Source organism: Pseudomonas syringae, from assembly GCF_000737245.1.
Taxonomy (GTDB): domain Bacteria; phylum Pseudomonadota; class Gammaproteobacteria; order Pseudomonadales; family Pseudomonadaceae; genus Aquipseudomonas; species Aquipseudomonas syringae_J.
Map to the genome: position 1 here is coordinate 146,525 of NZ_JPQU01000067.1, position 15,398 is coordinate 161,922.

Annotated in this window: 14 protein-coding genes and 1 pseudogene; 2 read left to right on the forward strand and 13 right to left on the reverse strand. The window is 56.8% G+C overall.

Annotated features, from left to right (window positions below; all coding sequences use genetic code 11):
- Positions 1–71 precede the first annotated feature (71 nt).
- The 3 genes from IV01_RS04450 to IV01_RS04440 all read right to left on the reverse strand — a co-directional run bounded on the left by IV01_RS04450 (position 72) and on the right by IV01_RS04440 (position 3,680).
- Positions 72–1,178 carry an NADH:flavin oxidoreductase/NADH oxidase gene (locus IV01_RS04450; RefSeq protein ID WP_032630831.1) on the reverse strand — a complete coding sequence of 369 codons (1,107 nt, stop codon included), beginning with the start codon at positions 1,176–1,178 and terminating at the stop codon, positions 72–74.
- Positions 1,179–1,257: 79 nt separating this feature from the next.
- Positions 1,258–2,973, reverse strand: a complete 1,716-nt coding sequence (gene recJ / locus IV01_RS04445; RefSeq protein WP_032630832.1) for a single-stranded-DNA-specific exonuclease RecJ — start codon at positions 2,971–2,973, stop codon at positions 1,258–1,260.
- A gap of 164 nt (positions 2,974–3,137) precedes the next feature.
- Entirely contained in the window at positions 3,138–3,680 is a 543-nt protein-coding gene (locus IV01_RS04440) for a YaeQ family protein (protein WP_032630833.1), read from the reverse strand.
- A 314-nt stretch (positions 3,681–3,994) separates the two neighbouring features.
- Here IV01_RS04440 and IV01_RS04435 point away from each other — a divergent pair, with 314 nt between their 5' ends.
- Positions 3,995–4,837 (forward strand): TIGR02285 family protein, encoded by an 843-nt coding sequence (locus IV01_RS04435; protein ID WP_418903558.1) that lies wholly within the window; start codon positions 3,995–3,997, stop codon positions 4,835–4,837.
- A gap of 179 nt (positions 4,838–5,016) precedes the next feature.
- Here IV01_RS04435 and IV01_RS04430 read toward each other — a convergent pair whose 3' ends face one another.
- The gene (locus tag IV01_RS04430) at positions 5,017–5,313 is read right to left on the reverse strand and encodes a DUF3509 domain-containing protein (RefSeq protein ID WP_032630834.1); all 297 of its coding nucleotides are present in this window, start codon (positions 5,311–5,313) and stop codon (positions 5,017–5,019) included.
- A gap of 272 nt (positions 5,314–5,585) precedes the next feature.
- On the opposite strand from IV01_RS04430, the gene IV01_RS04420 reads away from it, so the two are divergent.
- The gene (locus tag IV01_RS04420; RefSeq protein WP_032630836.1) at positions 5,586–6,242 is read left to right on the forward strand and encodes a response regulator transcription factor; all 657 of its coding nucleotides are present in this window, start codon (positions 5,586–5,588) and stop codon (positions 6,240–6,242) included.
- Positions 6,243–6,257: 15 nt separating this feature from the next.
- Here IV01_RS04420 and IV01_RS0125465 read toward each other — a convergent pair.
- The 9 genes and pseudogenes from IV01_RS0125465 to rpsP form a co-directional block, all read right to left on the reverse strand.
- Positions 6,258–8,354 (reverse strand): annotated as a pseudogene (locus IV01_RS0125465) (transporter substrate-binding domain-containing protein); the annotation flags it as partial.
- 174 nt (positions 8,355–8,528) lie between these two features.
- Entirely contained in the window at positions 8,529–9,938 is a 1,410-nt protein-coding gene (gene thrC / locus IV01_RS04415; protein WP_032630838.1) for a threonine synthase, read from the reverse strand.
- 107 nt (positions 9,939–10,045) lie between these two features.
- The gene (locus IV01_RS04410; RefSeq protein WP_032630839.1) at positions 10,046–11,350 is read right to left on the reverse strand and encodes a homoserine dehydrogenase; all 1,305 of its coding nucleotides are present in this window, start codon (positions 11,348–11,350) and stop codon (positions 10,046–10,048) included.
- Positions 11,351–11,453: 103 nt separating this feature from the next.
- Positions 11,454–12,194 carry a DsbC family protein gene (locus IV01_RS04405; protein ID WP_032630840.1) on the reverse strand — a complete coding sequence of 247 codons (741 nt, stop codon included), beginning with the start codon at positions 12,192–12,194 and terminating at the stop codon, positions 11,454–11,456.
- A gap of 151 nt (positions 12,195–12,345) precedes the next feature.
- On the reverse strand, positions 12,346–13,242 hold the full coding sequence (gene xerD / locus IV01_RS04400) for a site-specific tyrosine recombinase XerD (RefSeq protein WP_032630841.1): 897 nt from the start codon (positions 13,240–13,242) through the stop codon (positions 12,346–12,348).
- A 113-nt stretch (positions 13,243–13,355) separates the two neighbouring features.
- The gene (gene rplS / locus IV01_RS04395; protein ID WP_020289544.1) at positions 13,356–13,706 is read right to left on the reverse strand and encodes a 50S ribosomal protein L19; all 351 of its coding nucleotides are present in this window, start codon (positions 13,704–13,706) and stop codon (positions 13,356–13,358) included.
- Between the two features lie 43 nt (positions 13,707–13,749).
- Entirely contained in the window at positions 13,750–14,502 is a 753-nt protein-coding gene (trmD, locus tag IV01_RS04390; protein ID WP_032630842.1) for a tRNA (guanosine(37)-N1)-methyltransferase TrmD, read from the reverse strand.
- Between the two features lie 3 nt (positions 14,503–14,505).
- Complete coding sequence (gene rimM, locus IV01_RS04385; RefSeq protein WP_032630843.1) at positions 14,506–15,042, reverse strand: ribosome maturation factor RimM; 537 nt, start codon at positions 15,040–15,042, stop codon at positions 14,506–14,508.
- 5 nt (positions 15,043–15,047) lie between these two features.
- Positions 15,048–15,305, reverse strand: coding sequence for a 30S ribosomal protein S16 (rpsP, locus tag IV01_RS04380; protein WP_032630845.1), 258 nt, complete (start codon positions 15,303–15,305; stop codon positions 15,048–15,050).
- Positions 15,306–15,398: the final 93 nt, after the last annotated feature.

Here is a 15,398-nt window from a genome sequence, read left to right on the forward strand (position 1 = left end):
CCTCGGTTCTGTAGGAGCTGCCGAAGGCTGCGAGCAGCGGTGGTTCAGATACACCGCGGTGGGGGCGCATTTTAATCGCGCAAATCAGACTCATGAATCGGCTGATCACGATGGGTTGCGCGCTGATACTGGGCGGGCCAGGTGGCTTTGCGGCCGCCCAGGTCGTCATCGGCATGCAGCGGCCAGTAAGGGTCGCGCAACAGCTCCCGAGCCAGCAGGATGATGTCGGCCTGACCGGTACGCAGGATGTGTTCGGCCTGAGCGGGCTCGGTGATCATACCCACGGTGCCAGTGGCAATGCCGGATTCCTTGCGGACACGCTCGGCGAAACGGGTTTGATAACCAGGGCCTACCGGGATTTCCGCGTTGGCCGCAGTGCCACCCGATGACACATCAATCAGATCAACACCCAAGTCTTTCAAGCGACGGGCCAGCTCAACGGTTTCATCCGGATTCCAGCCATCCTCCACCCAATCCGTCGCAGACACTCGTACAAACAACGGCAGCTCTTCAGGCCAGACAGCGCGCACGGCTTGGGTGACTTCCAGAGTCAGACGAATGCGATTCTCGAACGAGCCGCCATATTGATCCTGACGCTGGTTGCTCAGTGGCGAGAGGAACTGATGCAGCAGATAGCCGTGGGCCGCGTGGACTTCCACCACTTTGAAACCGGCGGTCAGCGCCCGCTTGGCAGAGGCGACGAATGCCTGGATGACTTCCTGAATCTGCGCCTCGCTCAGTTGCACAGGTGCCGTGTGTTTTGGATCGAAGGCAATCGGCGAAGGCCCCCACGGCGTCCAGCCACCCTCGTCCGCCTTGATGCTGCCGGACTTACCCAGCCACGGACGCCAGGTACTGGCCTTGCGCCCGGCATGGGCGAGCTGGATACCGGCGACAGCACCTTGCGCGGTGATGAAACGCGTGATGCGCTGCAGGCCTTCGATCTGCTCGTCCTTCCACAGCCCCAGGTCTTCCGGGGTGATTCGGCCGTCTGCGGTCACGGCAGTGGCTTCGGTGAAGATCAGACCGGCGCCGCCCACAGCGCGGCTACCGAGATGTACCAGGTGCCAGTCATTGGCCAAACCATCGACAGACGAGTACTGGCACATGGGGGAAACTGCGATGCGATTGAGCAAAGTCAATTGGCGCAGGGTGTAGGGCTCTAACAACAGGCTCATGGGGACCTCTCAGGCAGGATTTGGACAGTGCATATAGCCTAGTCGACAATACCGTCCCGCCGAGGGTTCCTGCTGATTGCTAGCGCGGTGCGATGTGGGCAACCATCAACTGCACGGTTTCATTGCCACGAAACTCGTTGAGGTCGAGCTTGTAAGCGAGTTCCACCCAGCGAATGTTGGGGTTGGGCCAGATATCCCGGTCGACACCGAAGGCAATCGCATCCAGCTTTACCGTGCCGCATTCGCTTTTGAGCACCATCTTCAAATGACGCTCGCCAACGACCCGCTGCTCGACCAACTGGAATACGCCATGGAACAACGGCTCAGGAAAATGCTGGCCCCACGGCCCGGCATTACGCAGGGCGCGGGCCAGTTCAAGATGAAACTCCTCGACCGCCAGCGCGCCGTCGGACAGCAAGCGGCCCGTCAGGTCTTCTTCCTGAAGCTGACGCCGCACTTCTTCATCAAACGCCTGAGCGAAAGCCGGGAAGTTCTGTTCAGGTAATGACAGCCCCGCCGCCATCGCGTGCCCCCCGAACTTGCTGATCAGTTCGGGGTGACGCGCCGCCACGGCGTCCAGTGCATCGCGGATATGAAAACCTGCCACCGAGCGAGCGGAGCCTTTGAGCACGCCCTCGCCTGCACTGGCGAATGCGATGGTCGGGCGGTGATAGCGATCCTTGAGACGCGACGCCAGGATACCGATGACGCCCTGGTGCCAGTCCGGCTCGAACACACAAAGTCCGAACGGCATGGATTCCAATGGCAGATCCTTCAGCTGGGCCAGCGCCTCGCGCTGCATGCCCTGCTCGATGGATTTGCGGTCCTGATTGAGTTCATCCAGCTGCACGGCCATTTCCCTGGCCAGGGTTTCGTCTTCGCAGAGCAGGCATTCAATGCCAAGGCTCATGTCATCCAGACGCCCTGCCGCGTTCAGACGCGGGCCGAGGATAAACCCCAGGTCTGTGGAGGTAATACGTTTGTGATCACGACGAGCGACCTCCAGGATCGCTTTGAGACCAGGACGCGCGCGACCAGCACGAATACGCATCAAACCTTGATGCACGAGGATGCGATTGTTGGTATCCAGCGGCACCACGTCAGCCACGCTACCCAGCGCGACCAGATCCAGCAGTTCGCCCAGATTCGGTTGAGCACGCTGGTTAGCCTCAAACCAGCCGTTGTCACGCAGGCGTGCGCGCAAAGCCATCAGCACGTAGAAAATCACCCCGACACCCGCCAGCGCCTTGCTTGGGAAAGTGCAACCCGGCTGGTTGGGATTGACGATGGCATCGGCGGCCGGTAATTCATGACCAGGCAAGTGGTGATCGGTCACCAGCACCTGCAAACCGGCAGCCTTGGCCGCCGCGACGCCTTCAACGCTGGAAATGCCGTTATCGACCGTCATCAGCAACTGCGGCGCGCGCTGCAATGCCACGGCGACGATTTCCGGCGTCAGGCCATAGCCGTATTCAAAACGGTTGGGCACCAGATAATCGACGTGCTCAGCGCCCAACAACCTCAGGCCCAGCACACCTACCGTGCTGGCCGTGGCGCCGTCAGCATCGAAGTCGCCGACGATAAGAATGCGCTGTCGCTCCTGCAAGGCCGTGACCAGCAAATCCACTGCGGCATCGATGCCTTTGAGCTGCTGATACGGGATCAACCGCGCAAGGCTTTTATCCAGCTCTGCTTCGGACTGCACGCCCCGCGCGGCGTAAAGCCGGGTCAGCAAAGGCGGCAGATCGCCGAGAAAAGGCAGGGTTTGCGGCAATGTACGAGGTTCGATGCGCATGCGGTTTTCGCTGATTCCTGGAAAACTAACTGATTGAAACGTTTCACTGTAGGAGCGAGCTTGCTCGCGATAGCGTCAGATCAGACGATAATTTATCGACAGTTAAAACCAATCGCGAGCAAGCTCGCTCCTACAGAGATTCCACCACCTGAAAGATGTCAGTATCAGCCGCGCTCACCCGCCAGCCATTGCAACTGGACTTCATGCTGACCGCGATCGTCGGTGACGAAAATCGTCCCTTCGCTGATCATCACGTCCCACTTGATAACCCGTGGCATATCCTTGGCCAGCACTTCCAGAACTTCCTGGGGTACGGCGGCGATGTTGACGTTTTTCAGGTTCTTGATCGCTGGGATTACTTTGCCCTCCCAGACGCGCAGGCTGCCATAAGCCAGCAGACTGGTGCGTTCGGTACGGCGCGAGCACCAGGTCAGACGATCTGCGTCCGGCTGGCCGACTTCGATCCAGTGTAGAACACGATCATCCAGGCTTTTTTCCCAGAGCGCCGGCTCGTCCACGTCCGACAATCCACGGCCGAATGACAACTGTTCGTTGTACCAGAACGCGTAGGCCAGCAAGCGCACGGTCATGCGCTCCTCGGTTTCAGACGGGTGACGGGCGATGGTCTGTTTGACGCTTTCGTAAACCCCACGATCAAGATCGGTGAGGTTGAGTTCGAATTTGTAGGTCGTGGACGGCTGGGCCATGAACGGGCTTCTAGAGGCGGGAAAGGCGGCAAGTCTACCCGATGCAGGGCTGAGGAACGACCCGGACAAGCTGATCGGTTACTTGCCTGGAGTTGCAGGTGACAGGCATGCGAGAAAACACCTGCGTATCAGTACATATTCGCGACTCGAAACGATATTCTGCGCAACCGGCATCCAGCGCTGACAAGCCGCTTGATTTGGGCGCCCGCCAGTTCCTCGTCATATGACGCTCTATACTCAGCCATTTCCTGGGGAAGATACCGCGAATGCCTTATCGCACCTCATCGTTCAAGAGGTTGCCCCTGACCATCGCTCTGGCAGCGTTCTGCCAGCTAAGCATGCCAGGCACGAGTTACGCCAAGGACACCCTCATCTGGCTCTTGCGGGATATGCCGCCGGTGACGATCTTTTCCGGGCCGGATCAGGGCAAGGGGGCCATAGACCAACTCTTGCCGCTGCTCACGGCGCGAATGCCGGAATACGAACACCTGCTGATGCATGTCAATCGCGCTCGGGGCATGCAAATGCTCAAAGACGAGACGTTTACCTGCGATCCCATGCTGCTATGGACGGCGGAGCGGGCCAAGAGTTTGATTTTCTCTATTCCAACCTATGCCGTTGCCAGCAATGGCCTGATCGTGCGCCGTCGGGATATGGAGAAGTTCACTCCCTTCATGGAAGGCAAGTCGGTTGATCTGGCTGCACTGCTGGAGAGCAAGTCAATCAAGATCGGTATTGTCGCCGAGCGTAGTTACGGCCAGGTCATCGATCCGATCCTGAAAAGTGTGCCTCAGGAAGAGCTGAACCTGCATTACGGCAATGACGCCATAGGCAGCCTGCTGCAAATGGAGCGACTTGGGCGTCTGGAGGCGCTGATCAGCTACTGGCCTGAAGCACTCTATCAGGCGCGACAGCAAGGCATCCTCGCTCAGGACCTGGTTTTTTTACCGGTAAAGGGAACGCCCAAGTATCAATTCACCCACATCGCTTGCTCGAACACGCCCGAAGGCAAACAGGCTATTGAAGTGATCAACCGTGAAATGCGGGTGCTGCGCGAGAGCAAACTGGTGGAACTGTATGCTCAGTGGCTGCCATCGCCAGAGCGGGAGGAATACCTGCAGGACGCCAAGGCATTTTTTGAAGACTCGAGGAAATGAAGCTTCTAACCGAGGCGCATTACCCGGGCTGAAAAAAAGAAACCCCGAGTAGCGGGGAGACTACTCGGGGTAAACCGTGGCCCATCGGGACCAGTACGGGACTTCAAGCACCGGAGCACAATGTTTGAAGTCGTCGTAATTGATCAGAACGTCCATGAACCATAAGGTTCCAGTGCCCTTCAAACAAAAGGCTGGGCAGGGATGAACGGGCGATTTAGGGCCGCATGGCGCATGGCCGCGATCACGCAAGGTTCGATGCGACCTTCAGCCACCATCAAATCGCGACGCAGACCATCGACGACATCGGTAAGTTGGCGTTTGTCGCCAAGCTGTGCTGCCGAGAATGTGCGTTGGATGATCACTGCACCATCGGCATCCTTGAGCGACACCAGGCGCTCGCCCAACAGCCCTGCCGGACCTAGATCAGCCTGATACGGCGTCAGTGCTTCGCTTAGCAGTAAGCTGATATTTTCCATCTGGTTCACCACTCAACAGTTTGAATGCAAAGGTGCTTATCAATGACCATCGGCATCGATAGAAAGTTCTCGACGGGCTAGCTCGAGCATGCCTGCCGGATGTGACAGGAAAAAAACGCCAGCGATGAAAAGATCGGTCCGTAGGATACTTCCTTCAAGATCCTGACCATTTCCTACAGACGTGCGCTGCCTCATCCTGACCTCAGGAGCGATCAAGACTGCAATGCTGCGTGCCTTCTTCATTGAGGCGTTCAGACGCAACGGAGCACAGCTTGAGCGACTTCCCAGTTCAAACCTTGCGCATTCTTTTGGCGGGCGATCATCCGATATTTCGCATGGGCCTGCAGACTGTGGCCGAACAAGTGCCTGACGCCCAAGTGGTTGCTCAGGCCCTGACCGCCGATGAGCGCCTGCAACTGCTGCATCGGCATAATCCTGAACTGTTGATCACTGATTTATTGATGCCCGCCGATCAGCAAGCCAAGGATTTACAACTGCTGACCGACATCCGCAAAAAATTTCCAGAGCTGCGCATTCTGGTCGTCACGTCTGTAGAGGACGGGCAACTGCTTCGGTCAATTCTCAGATTGAAGGTCCAGGGTCTGATGAACAAAACCCATGTGCTCATAGAATTGCCCGCAGCCATCGCTTCGATTCGCCGAGAGCGCCCCTACATAGCCAACTCCGTACGTAATGCCATGCTCGAGGCGCTGCAACAGGAAAAGGCCCGCCCCAAGACGTTGGAACAACTCTCGCCACGAGAGCAGGAGGTATTGAAACTGTTTGCTACGGGAGCCTCGGTGAGCCAAATAGCCGAGCGACTCAGCCGCAGCAAACAGACGGTCAGTGCGCAGAAAATAAGTGCAATGCGCAAGCTCAGGCTGACCACCGACGTGGCGTTGCTGATCTACCTGCAGAAAAAGGCTTGAGCTTTACGGCTGGGTCGTCCTCGCTTGTCTGGCGTGATCTGCCCGCTGCCCGGCGTCCAGTAACGGCCTCTCTAGCTGGTTGCGCTCGGTAATGTCAATCCAGCCACCCAGCAACCCCTGAAGCTCACCATCTGCCCGGTAGAAGGGCACAGTCCATTGCCACGCGTCTATCCGCCTGCCTCGCAGCTGCATGCTACGGTCAATGAAGATTGGCTGCCGCGTCTCCAGCAATTTGAGGTAATCACCATGTAACTGGCCCGCTATCTCCGGCGGGATCAATTCCACATCAATCAGACGTCGTCCATTCATTTGCTCGAAACTGATACCCAGGCTCTCCTCATAACTTCGATTGCACGAGATCAACCGCCCTTTCAGATCACGGACATAAATGGGGTTGGGAATGCCATTGAGCAGCGCGTGCTTGAAAGCCAACTGATCATTGAGCGCTTCTTCAGCTTTGCGGCGCTGATGAATCTGCACCTTGAGGCGACTGCTCCACGCCAGAGAGATCAGTCCCATCAGCAAGGCAAAGACCAACAGCCAATAGACCCAGTCGGGTATCCGGCTCCAGAGTGACGGCTGAGGAGCGAAGGACGAAAGCCACTTGGTACGAATCGCCCGCATCTCAGAGACGGGAAACTCTTCGAGACTTTTGTTAAGAATGCCGAGTAATTCAAGGTGTGACTTGACGACTGAAAACCTGTCCGGCGACCACCAGCCTTCGACACTGCGCCCAACGTTGAGGCCATCCGGGGGAGACAGATGAGCACCCGCCTCATTCTGAATCGTTGCAGCCGCCTTACCCGACCGCACCAGTCGACGGGCTTCTTCGTAATTTTCCACCAGATGCAGTTTTATCTGCGGATGCTCGCGCCTGATGTCTTCCTCCAAGACATGCCGCGCGCGTAACGCAAGGGTCTTGCCATGCAACTCCTGCAAGGAGAGAGGCGAAGACTCGCTCGACCTGTGGACAAAAACCCAACTGTTACCGCCGAACGAATAACTGAAAGTGAGTAATTTCCTGCGTTCGGCGTTCTCGCCAAGATGGGTGGTCATCAGTGCCTGACCGCTATGCAAAGTAGCGTAAGTCTGTTCGATCGTTGTGGCTTCTCTATGCACGAACTGTAGACCGGTCAGCCGGGATATCCGACTCAGTACATCGACATTCAAACCGACCCACTGGCCGTTCCGATCCCGATAGATATAAGGCGGATGCTGTTCGGAGACAACGGTGACGACTGGATGCCTGGCGATCCACTCTCGCTCGTTGCGGTTCAACGCCACGCCCTGGCCAGCCACATCAGCGCCAAGGCCCAAGGTCCAGCGCGAGAGCAATTCTCGAGTCACCGAAGACTCCACGCTGTCTATTGCTGTATCAATCAACGCCAAGAGCGGTGTCTGTTCATTGCGCACCGCGAAGGAAAAAGCGTCCTGAGGTAACACGCTGTCAGAATGGACCTGCAAGCCCAGATAAGGGCGCAGTGAAAGGTAGGAGCGAGCAATGAGCTCATTGCCGATGAAGGCATCTGCGTCACCCTGACTGACCGCCTCCATCGCACTGAACATACTCGGCGCGACGATAATTTCGCTGTCAGGGTAAGCCGCATGCAACGCCTGCTGGCTGACGTACCCATCGATTACCACCAGCGTCTTGCCCTGGAACCCGTCTGCAATCTCACGGCCCATGCCTCGGGCCACCACCACCGATCGATCGGCGATATAGCCCCTGGATAAGCGCAGCTGCTCAAACCCGCGTTCGAAGTTATTGGCAATAGTGATGATATCTATCGTGCCATTGCGCAACGCGTTGATCGCATCCTCAGTCTTGGCAAACCCCACTACCTGCATTTTGACGTTAAGCATGCTACCGGTCAGCGCCAGATAATCGGCACTGATGCCTTGGTAGAGATTGCGATCGCTGGCGATATCAATCGGCTCATAATCTACCGTCGCAATACCCACTCTCAAGACGGCCTGCTGATCCAGCCACTGACGATCCCTGGCTGAAAGCGGCAGCGGATCCACCGCCACGAAGGGTGCTGGCAGACGAAACGGCAAACTGTACGCAGCCAGGGCGCGCTGACTGAACAACAGCACCAGAAGAAATAACAGCGCGCCGAAAGTGCGCTTGATAGTAGCGATGCGCTTATGGTCAACCGCGCTCCACTTGCTTGCATTATTCACAACAACTAACTCATCCGTAAGTGATTCACCTCCAAAGTGTGACATGCGCAAATGATAAGGCCCGCTGGTGGGCGGGCCTTAAGTTGTTACACGACTATTCCGTTATAGCGGTTTACCGCGATTGCCATGCTGGCTGACGAAGGCCTGTATGGCTTTCAGGTCATTCGGCAAAACGGTGCAGCGTTCGTCGCGCTCGAATAAATCAGACAAATGTGTAGGTAGCTCAAGCGCTTTTCCTACACCGGCTTTCTCCACTGCTTCGGGGAATTTCACCGGATGAGCCGTTCCCAGGATCACCATCGGGATATCCAGACTGCGGCGACAGGCACGCGCTGCTTTCACGCCGATAGCCGTATGCGGGTCCAGCAGCTCGCCGGTCTGGGCAAACACTTCGGCAATGGTTTCGCACGTCTGCTCATCACTGACTGCCAGGGAGTCGAACAGCTTGCGGGTTTCAGTCCAGCGTTCTTCTTCAACACTGAAACCGCCGCCCTGTTTGAAGGTATCCATCAAACCGGCAATGGCAGCGCCATTACGCCCGTGCATGTCGAACAGCAAACGCTCGAAGTTCGACGAGACCATGATGTCCATCGAGGGCGACAAGGTCGCGTGCAGGGTTTCCTTGACGTACTGATTGCCGCTCATGAAGCGATGCAGGATGTCGTTGCGGTTGGTCGCCACGATCAATTGATTGATCGGCAGCCCCATATTGCGCGCCAGGTAACCGGCGAAAATATCGCCGAAGTTGCCGGTTGGCACCGAGAACGATACTGAACGCGCCGGCCCACCCAGTTGCAGGGAGGCGTGGAAGTAATAAACGATCTGGGCCATGATCCGCGCCCAGTTGATCGAGTTGACCGCGACCAGACGAGTGCCCTTGAGAAAGCTCTGGTCAGCGAAGCTGTTCTTGACCATTTCCTGGCAATCGTCGAAGTTGCCTTCCACGGCGATGTTATGGATGTTGTCGCCGAAAATCGTGGTCATCTGCCGACGCTGGACATCGGAAACCCGATTGTTCGGGTGCAGGATGAAGATGTCGACGTTATCGCACTTGCGGCAGCCTTCAATGGCAGCAGAGCCGGTATCACCCGATGTTGCGCCAATGATCACCACGCGCTCGCCGCGCTTGGCCAATACGTAATCCAGCAGTCGACCCAGCAATTGCAAGGCGAAGTCCTTGAACGCCAGGGTCGGACCATGGAACAGCTCAAGCACCCATTCGTTACCGTTCAGCTGGCGTAACGGTGCGACGGAACTGTGGGTAAACACGCCGTAGGTTTCTTCGAGGATCTTCTTGAAATCCGCATCCGGAATGCTGCCGGTCACAAACGGGCGCATCACCCGGAAAGCCAGTTCGTGATACGGCAAGCCAGCCCAGGAAGCGATTTCTTCCTGAGTGAAACGTGGCAGGTTTTCCGGAACGTACAGACCGCCATCGCTGGCCAGACCGGTCAACAACACGTCTTCGAAATTCAGGGCCGGCGCCTGGCCGCGGGTGCTGATATAGCGCATAAGATTTCAAACCTTCGGTTTGAGCTGCGAGCTGCAAGCTGCAAGCTGCAAGTAAAAGCGACTGGCTTCTAGCTTGCGGCTTGCGGCTTGCGGCTTGCCGCTCTCAATTAATTGAGATGTTCAACGCGGATCCGAACCACCGGGCCAACCACGTCCTGCAATGCTTCCAGGGCCTCAATGGCATCATTCATACGCTGCTCGACCACGCGATGGGTCAGCAGAATCATCGGCACCAGGCCGTCCTGCTCTTCGACTTCCTTCTGCATGATCGACTCGATGTTGATGCCGCGCTCCGACAGGATGCTCGCTACCTGAGCCAGCACGCCGGGATGATCCTTGGCCTGAATTCGCAGGTAATACGCGCTTTCACAGGCATCGATCGACAGAATCGGATGAGCGGACAACGAGTCCGGCTGGAAAGCCAGATGCGGTACGCGATTTTCCGGGTCGGAGGTCATTGCCCGGACAACGTCTACCAGATCGGCGATCACCGAAGAGGCCGTAGGCTCCATGCCTGCACCGGCGCCGTAGAACAACGTCGAGCCGGCGGCATCGCCATTGACCATCACGGCGTTCATCACGCCGTTGACGTTGGCGATCAGCCGGTCAGCCGGGATCAACGTCGGGTGCACACGCAGCTCGATACCGGCCGCAGTGCTGCGCGCCACGCCCAGGTGCTTGATGCGATAACCCAGTGCTTCGGCGTAGTTCACGTCAGCGGTGGTCAGCTTGGTGATGCCTTCGGTGTAGGCCTTATCGAATTGCAGCGGAATGCCAAACGCAATCGAGGCCAGAATGGTCAGCTTATGCGCAGCGTCGATACCTTCCACATCGAATGTCGGATCGGCTTCCGCGTAACCCAGCGCCTGGGCTTCTGCCAGGACATCCGGGAAGGTGCGGCCCTTCTCGCGCATCTCGGTAAGGATGAAGTTACCGGTGCCATTGATAATACCGGCGACCCAGTTGATGCGGTTTGCCGACAAGCCTTCGCGAATTGCCTTGATGACCGGGATACCACCAGCGACCGCAGCTTCAAACGCTACGATCACGCCCTTCTCACGCGCCTTGGCGAAAATCTCGTTACCGTGCACGGCAATCAGCGCTTTGTTGGCAGTGACGACGTGTTTGCCGTTTTCAATGGCCTTGAGTACCAGATCCCGGGCTACGGTATAGCCGCCGATCAGTTCAATGACGATATCGATTTCAGGGTTGGTTGCCACCGCGAAGACGTCGCTGGTGGTGGGTGTACCGGTAATCTGGCAGTTGGGGTTTGGCGTACGCATGGCAATTTGTGCCACTTCGATTCCACGCCCGGCACGGCGGGCAATCTCCTCGGCGTTACGCTGAAGTACGTTGAAGGTACCGCCACCGACGGTCCCCAGCCCACAGATGCCTACTTTGACCGGATTCACTATGAACTCCCCGTAAAACGACCGACTAAACGCCGGCCGTGGAAAACAGCTGCACGACGCGGTGCAGCTCTCTATTTACACAACGGTCATTGGACGCGCTGCTTTATTTGGCGCTGAGCGCCAGTTTGGCCACTTGTGCAGCGGGCTGGTAACCCGGAATCAACTGGCCGTCAGCCAAAACGATGGCCGGCGTGCCGTTCACACCGATCGATTGGCCCATTTCAAATTGTTTGGTTACAGGGTTGGCGCATTTTGCGGCCTGGATGTCCTTGCCATCGACCATGCGGTCCATGGCGCCCTTGCGATCCTTCGAACACCATACCGCCTGTAATTGCTCGTCACCCGGAGAACCCAGGCCCTGGCGCGGGAAGGCGACATATCGCACTTCGATGCCCATTTTGTTCAGCTGCGGCACTTCGGCGTGCAGCTTGTGGCAATACGGGCAGGTGGTGTCGGTGAACACTGTGATATGGGATTTGGTCTCGCCAATGGCCGGGTAGACCACCATTTCTGCGGTGGGAATACCGTTGATGGTTTTGGCGATGGCCAGGCGTTCGGTCTTCTCAGTCAGGTTGACCGGCTTGCCATCCTGAATCTGGAACAGATAGCCCTGCATCACGAACTGGCCATCCGGACTTGCATACAGCACGCGGCCACCCTTGAGCTTGACTTCGTACAGGCCGTTCAACGGACTGGCGCCAATGCTTTCAATCGGAAGTTCGAGTTTGAGTGAGTCCAGGGTCTTTCGAATGGCCTGGTCGGCGGCGGCATCGGCCTGAGCGAACATGCTGAAGGTACTGGCCAGCGCAACAGCTGCGACGGCGATAATCTGGTTCACACGCATGAAAACTCCTCGGGCGGTGGGCAGGCGGGTTGTGCCGAAAAAAATGGCACAAACTTCCATCTGCGAAACCGGCAAAGACTACCACATAAGCCCCGCAACACCGACCCGCCGTGACGCAAGACTGTTCTGATTTTTGTCGGTTTTTTTCGGCCTAACCGCGAGGATGATGCTTACTGTGCAAGTCTTGCAGACGAGCGCGGGCGACATGGGTGTAAATCTGGGTCGTAGACAGGTCGCTATGGCCCAGTAGCATCTGCACCACACGCAAATCCGCACCATGGTTAAGTAAATGCGTGGCGAACGCGTGTCGCAAGGTGTGTGGCGAAAGGGATTTACTGACACCGGCCACCATCGCCTGATGTTTGATCCGGTGCCAGAAGGTCTGACGAGTCATTTGCTCACCGCGTTGACTGGGGAACAACACGTCGCTCGGACGCCCGCCCAACAGATCGTCGCGTGCACCGCGCATATAGCGCTCGATCCAGACGATGGCTTCCTCGCCCATCGGCACCAACCGCTCTTTGCTGCCTTTGCCCATGACACGCAGTACACCCTGACGCAGATTGACCTGCTCCAGCGTCAGACTGATCAGCTCGGTCACTCGCAGCCCGCAGGCATAAAGCACCTCAAGCATGGCTTTGTCACGCTGACCGATGGCTTCGCTCAAGTCAGGCGCGGCTAGTAGCGCTTCGACATCAGCTTCAGACAACGATTTGGGTAGTGGTCTGCCGAGCTGTGGCATATCTACCTGCAACGTCGGGTCAATTTGAATCATTTTTTCCCGCAGCAGATAGCGATAAAAACCACGCACGCCCGACAGGAACCGAGCCGTGGAGCGCGGCTTGTAAGCCTTGTCCACGCGCCATGCCAAGTGATCCAGGATGGCTTCGCGCCCTACGTTAATCAATTCCAGGCCTTGCTCCTGCAACCAGCCGTTGAAAAGGGCCAGATCACTGCGATAAGCATCACGGGTGTTATCCGACAGTCCTTTCTCCAGCCAGAGGGCGTCCAGAAAGCGGTCAATCAGCGGATCATCAATAGCAGACATAAATATTGGCGCTTATTAGCTGAACAGCACGGGCATGGTTGGCTGGGACAATAAAACCCCAGACACAAAAAAGCAGCCCGAAGGCTGCTTTTTCTTGCATCGGATTGCTGGACTTAAGCCAGTTTTTCCTTGATGCGAGCTGCTTTACCGGACAGGTCACGCAGGTAGTACAGTTTGGCCTTGCGAACGTCACCGCGACGTTTCACAGCCAGGCTGTCGATTTGCGGGCTGTAGGTCTGGAAAGTACGCTCAACGCCAACACCGTTGGAGATTTTACGAACAGTGAAAGCACTGTTCACGCCACGGTTACGCTTGGCAATTACAACGCCTTCGAACGCTTGCAGACGCGCGCGGTCGCCTTCCTTCACTTTCACCTGAACGACAACAGTGTCGCCCGGGGCAAAGGTAGGGATCTCTTTGGTCATCTGCTCTGCTTCGAGTGCAAGAATGATTTTGTTAGTCATGCTGTGCTCCTAAGGTAAATCGTCTGGATCTACCATCGATACGTTAACTATCGTCCCGTTCGCGGATGTATTCCGCGAGCAGCTTCTTCTCTTCTCCAGAAAGCGAGCGGCTTTCCAGAAGATCGGCGCGTCGTTCATAGGTCCGCCCAAGGGACTGCTGTAAACGCCAACGCCGGATGTGTGCGTGATTACCACTCAGTAACACGTCGGGAACACGCTGATCCACATACACCTCCGGTCGGGTGTAATGCGGGCAATCCAGCAGACCATCCGTGAAGGAATCTTCCTCCGCGGAGTCCGCATGCCCTAAAGCTCCAGGCAGCAGTCGCGTAACCGCATCGATCAGTACCATCGCCGGCAGCTCGCCACCGGAAAGTACATAGTCACCAATCGACCACTCTTCATCGACATGAGCTTCAATGAAACGCTCGTCAATGCCTTCATAACGACCGGCGATGAGGATAATCGCTTCCTCCTGCGCCAGTTCGCGTACCGCAGACTGATTCAGTTGGCGGCCTTGTGGCGACAGGTAAATAACCTTCGCCGCATCCCCTGCCGCTTGCCTGGCCTGAACCAGAGCATCTTCAAGGGGCTTGATCTTCATCACCATGCCCGGACCACCGCCAAATGGGCGATCATCCACCGTGTGATGCCGATCCGTGGTGTAGTCCCGCGGATTCCAACAAGTGAGCTGCAACAGCCCTTGTTTCACCGCACGGCTGGTAATGCCGTAATCGCTGATGGCGGAAAACATCTCGGGAAACAGACTGATCACTTCTATGCGCAGGCTAGCCATCGCTTAGAAGTCCGCATCCCAATCCACCTTCATCTCGCCGGCTACCAGATCGACTGCCAACACGCATTGCTCTGTATAGGGCAACAAGCGTTCGCGATCATCCAGGCTGCCTGCGCAGGGCTTGACCACCATTACATCGTTCGAGCCAGTCTCTAGCAGGTGATCGATTTTCCCGAGCAATTGCCCAAGTTGGTCGATGACCTTCAGACCTTCCAGCTGGTACCAGTAGTACTCGCCGTCGGTCAGATCAGGGAACAGGTTACGCGGCACGCAGATTTCAAAACCGGACAGAAGACGAGCCTCTTCACGGTCATCGAGACCTTTGAGCTTTGCGACCAGGAACTTGTTTTGCAAGCGTCCGCTGACCAGCTCTACCTGTTTAACGCTGCCCTCGCGCCGAAGCGTCCAGGTTTTGTAATCCAACAGGTTTCCAATCGGATCAGTAAAGGAAAAGACCTTCACTTCGCCGCGAACGCCATGAACCGAGTAAATCTTGCCAATGACGATCAAGTCGTCGGCAGTCGTTGGCGCCGCGTTCATATTGCTCAGGCCGCGACCTTGGTCTTGGCGTGTTCTTTCAACAACTGAGCAACGCGCTCGGAAGTTTGTGCACCTACGCTCAACCAGTAGTTCAGGCGCTCTTCGTTCACGGACAAACGAACTTCCTGACCACGGGCTACCGGGTTGAAGAAGCCAATTTGCTCTTTGTGTGAACCGTCGCGCGCATTGCGGCTATCGGTAACAGTCAGGTGGTAAAACGGGCGCTTTTTGGAGCCGCCCAGGGCAAGACGAATGGTTAGCATTGAACATCGTTCCTGTAGTCGGTGCTGCAAATCTAAGATGCACAGCGGGCATAGGTGCCCGAAAGGCCGCATATTCTAAGGAATATCCGGACT

Excerpts from the sequence above, each read along its gene's own strand:
- IV01_RS04405 (WP_032630840.1), bottom strand. The coding sequence starts at position 12,194 with ATGCGTGTGAACCAGATTATCGCCGTCGCAGCTGTTGCGCTGGCCAGT.
- IV01_RS04430 (WP_032630834.1), bottom strand. The coding sequence starts at position 5,313 with ATGGAAAATATCAGCTTACTGCTAAGCGAAGCACTGACGCCGTATCAG.
- trmD (WP_032630842.1), bottom strand. The coding sequence starts at position 14,502 with ATGGCTAGCCTGCGCATAGAAGTGATCAGTCTGTTTCCCGAGATGTTT.
- rpsP (WP_032630845.1), bottom strand. The coding sequence starts at position 15,305 with ATGCTAACCATTCGTCTTGCCCTGGGCGGCTCCAAAAAGCGCCCGTTT.
- xerD (WP_032630841.1), bottom strand. The coding sequence starts at position 13,242 with ATGTCTGCTATTGATGATCCGCTGATTGACCGCTTTCTGGACGCCCTC.
- rplS (WP_020289544.1), bottom strand. The coding sequence starts at position 13,706 with ATGACTAACAAAATCATTCTTGCACTCGAAGCAGAGCAGATGACCAAA.
- IV01_RS04450 (WP_032630831.1), bottom strand. The coding sequence starts at position 1,178 with ATGAGCCTGTTGTTAGAGCCCTACACCCTGCGCCAATTGACTTTGCTC.
- recJ (WP_032630832.1), bottom strand. The coding sequence starts at position 2,973 with ATGCGCATCGAACCTCGTACATTGCCGCAAACCCTGCCTTTTCTCGGC.
- IV01_RS04440 (WP_032630833.1), bottom strand. The coding sequence starts at position 3,680 with ATGGCCCAGCCGTCCACGACCTACAAATTCGAACTCAACCTCACCGAT.
- thrC (WP_032630838.1), bottom strand. The coding sequence starts at position 9,938 with ATGCGCTATATCAGCACCCGCGGCCAGGCGCCGGCCCTGAATTTCGAA.
- rimM (WP_032630843.1), bottom strand. The coding sequence starts at position 15,042 with ATGAACGCGGCGCCAACGACTGCCGACGACTTGATCGTCATTGGCAAG.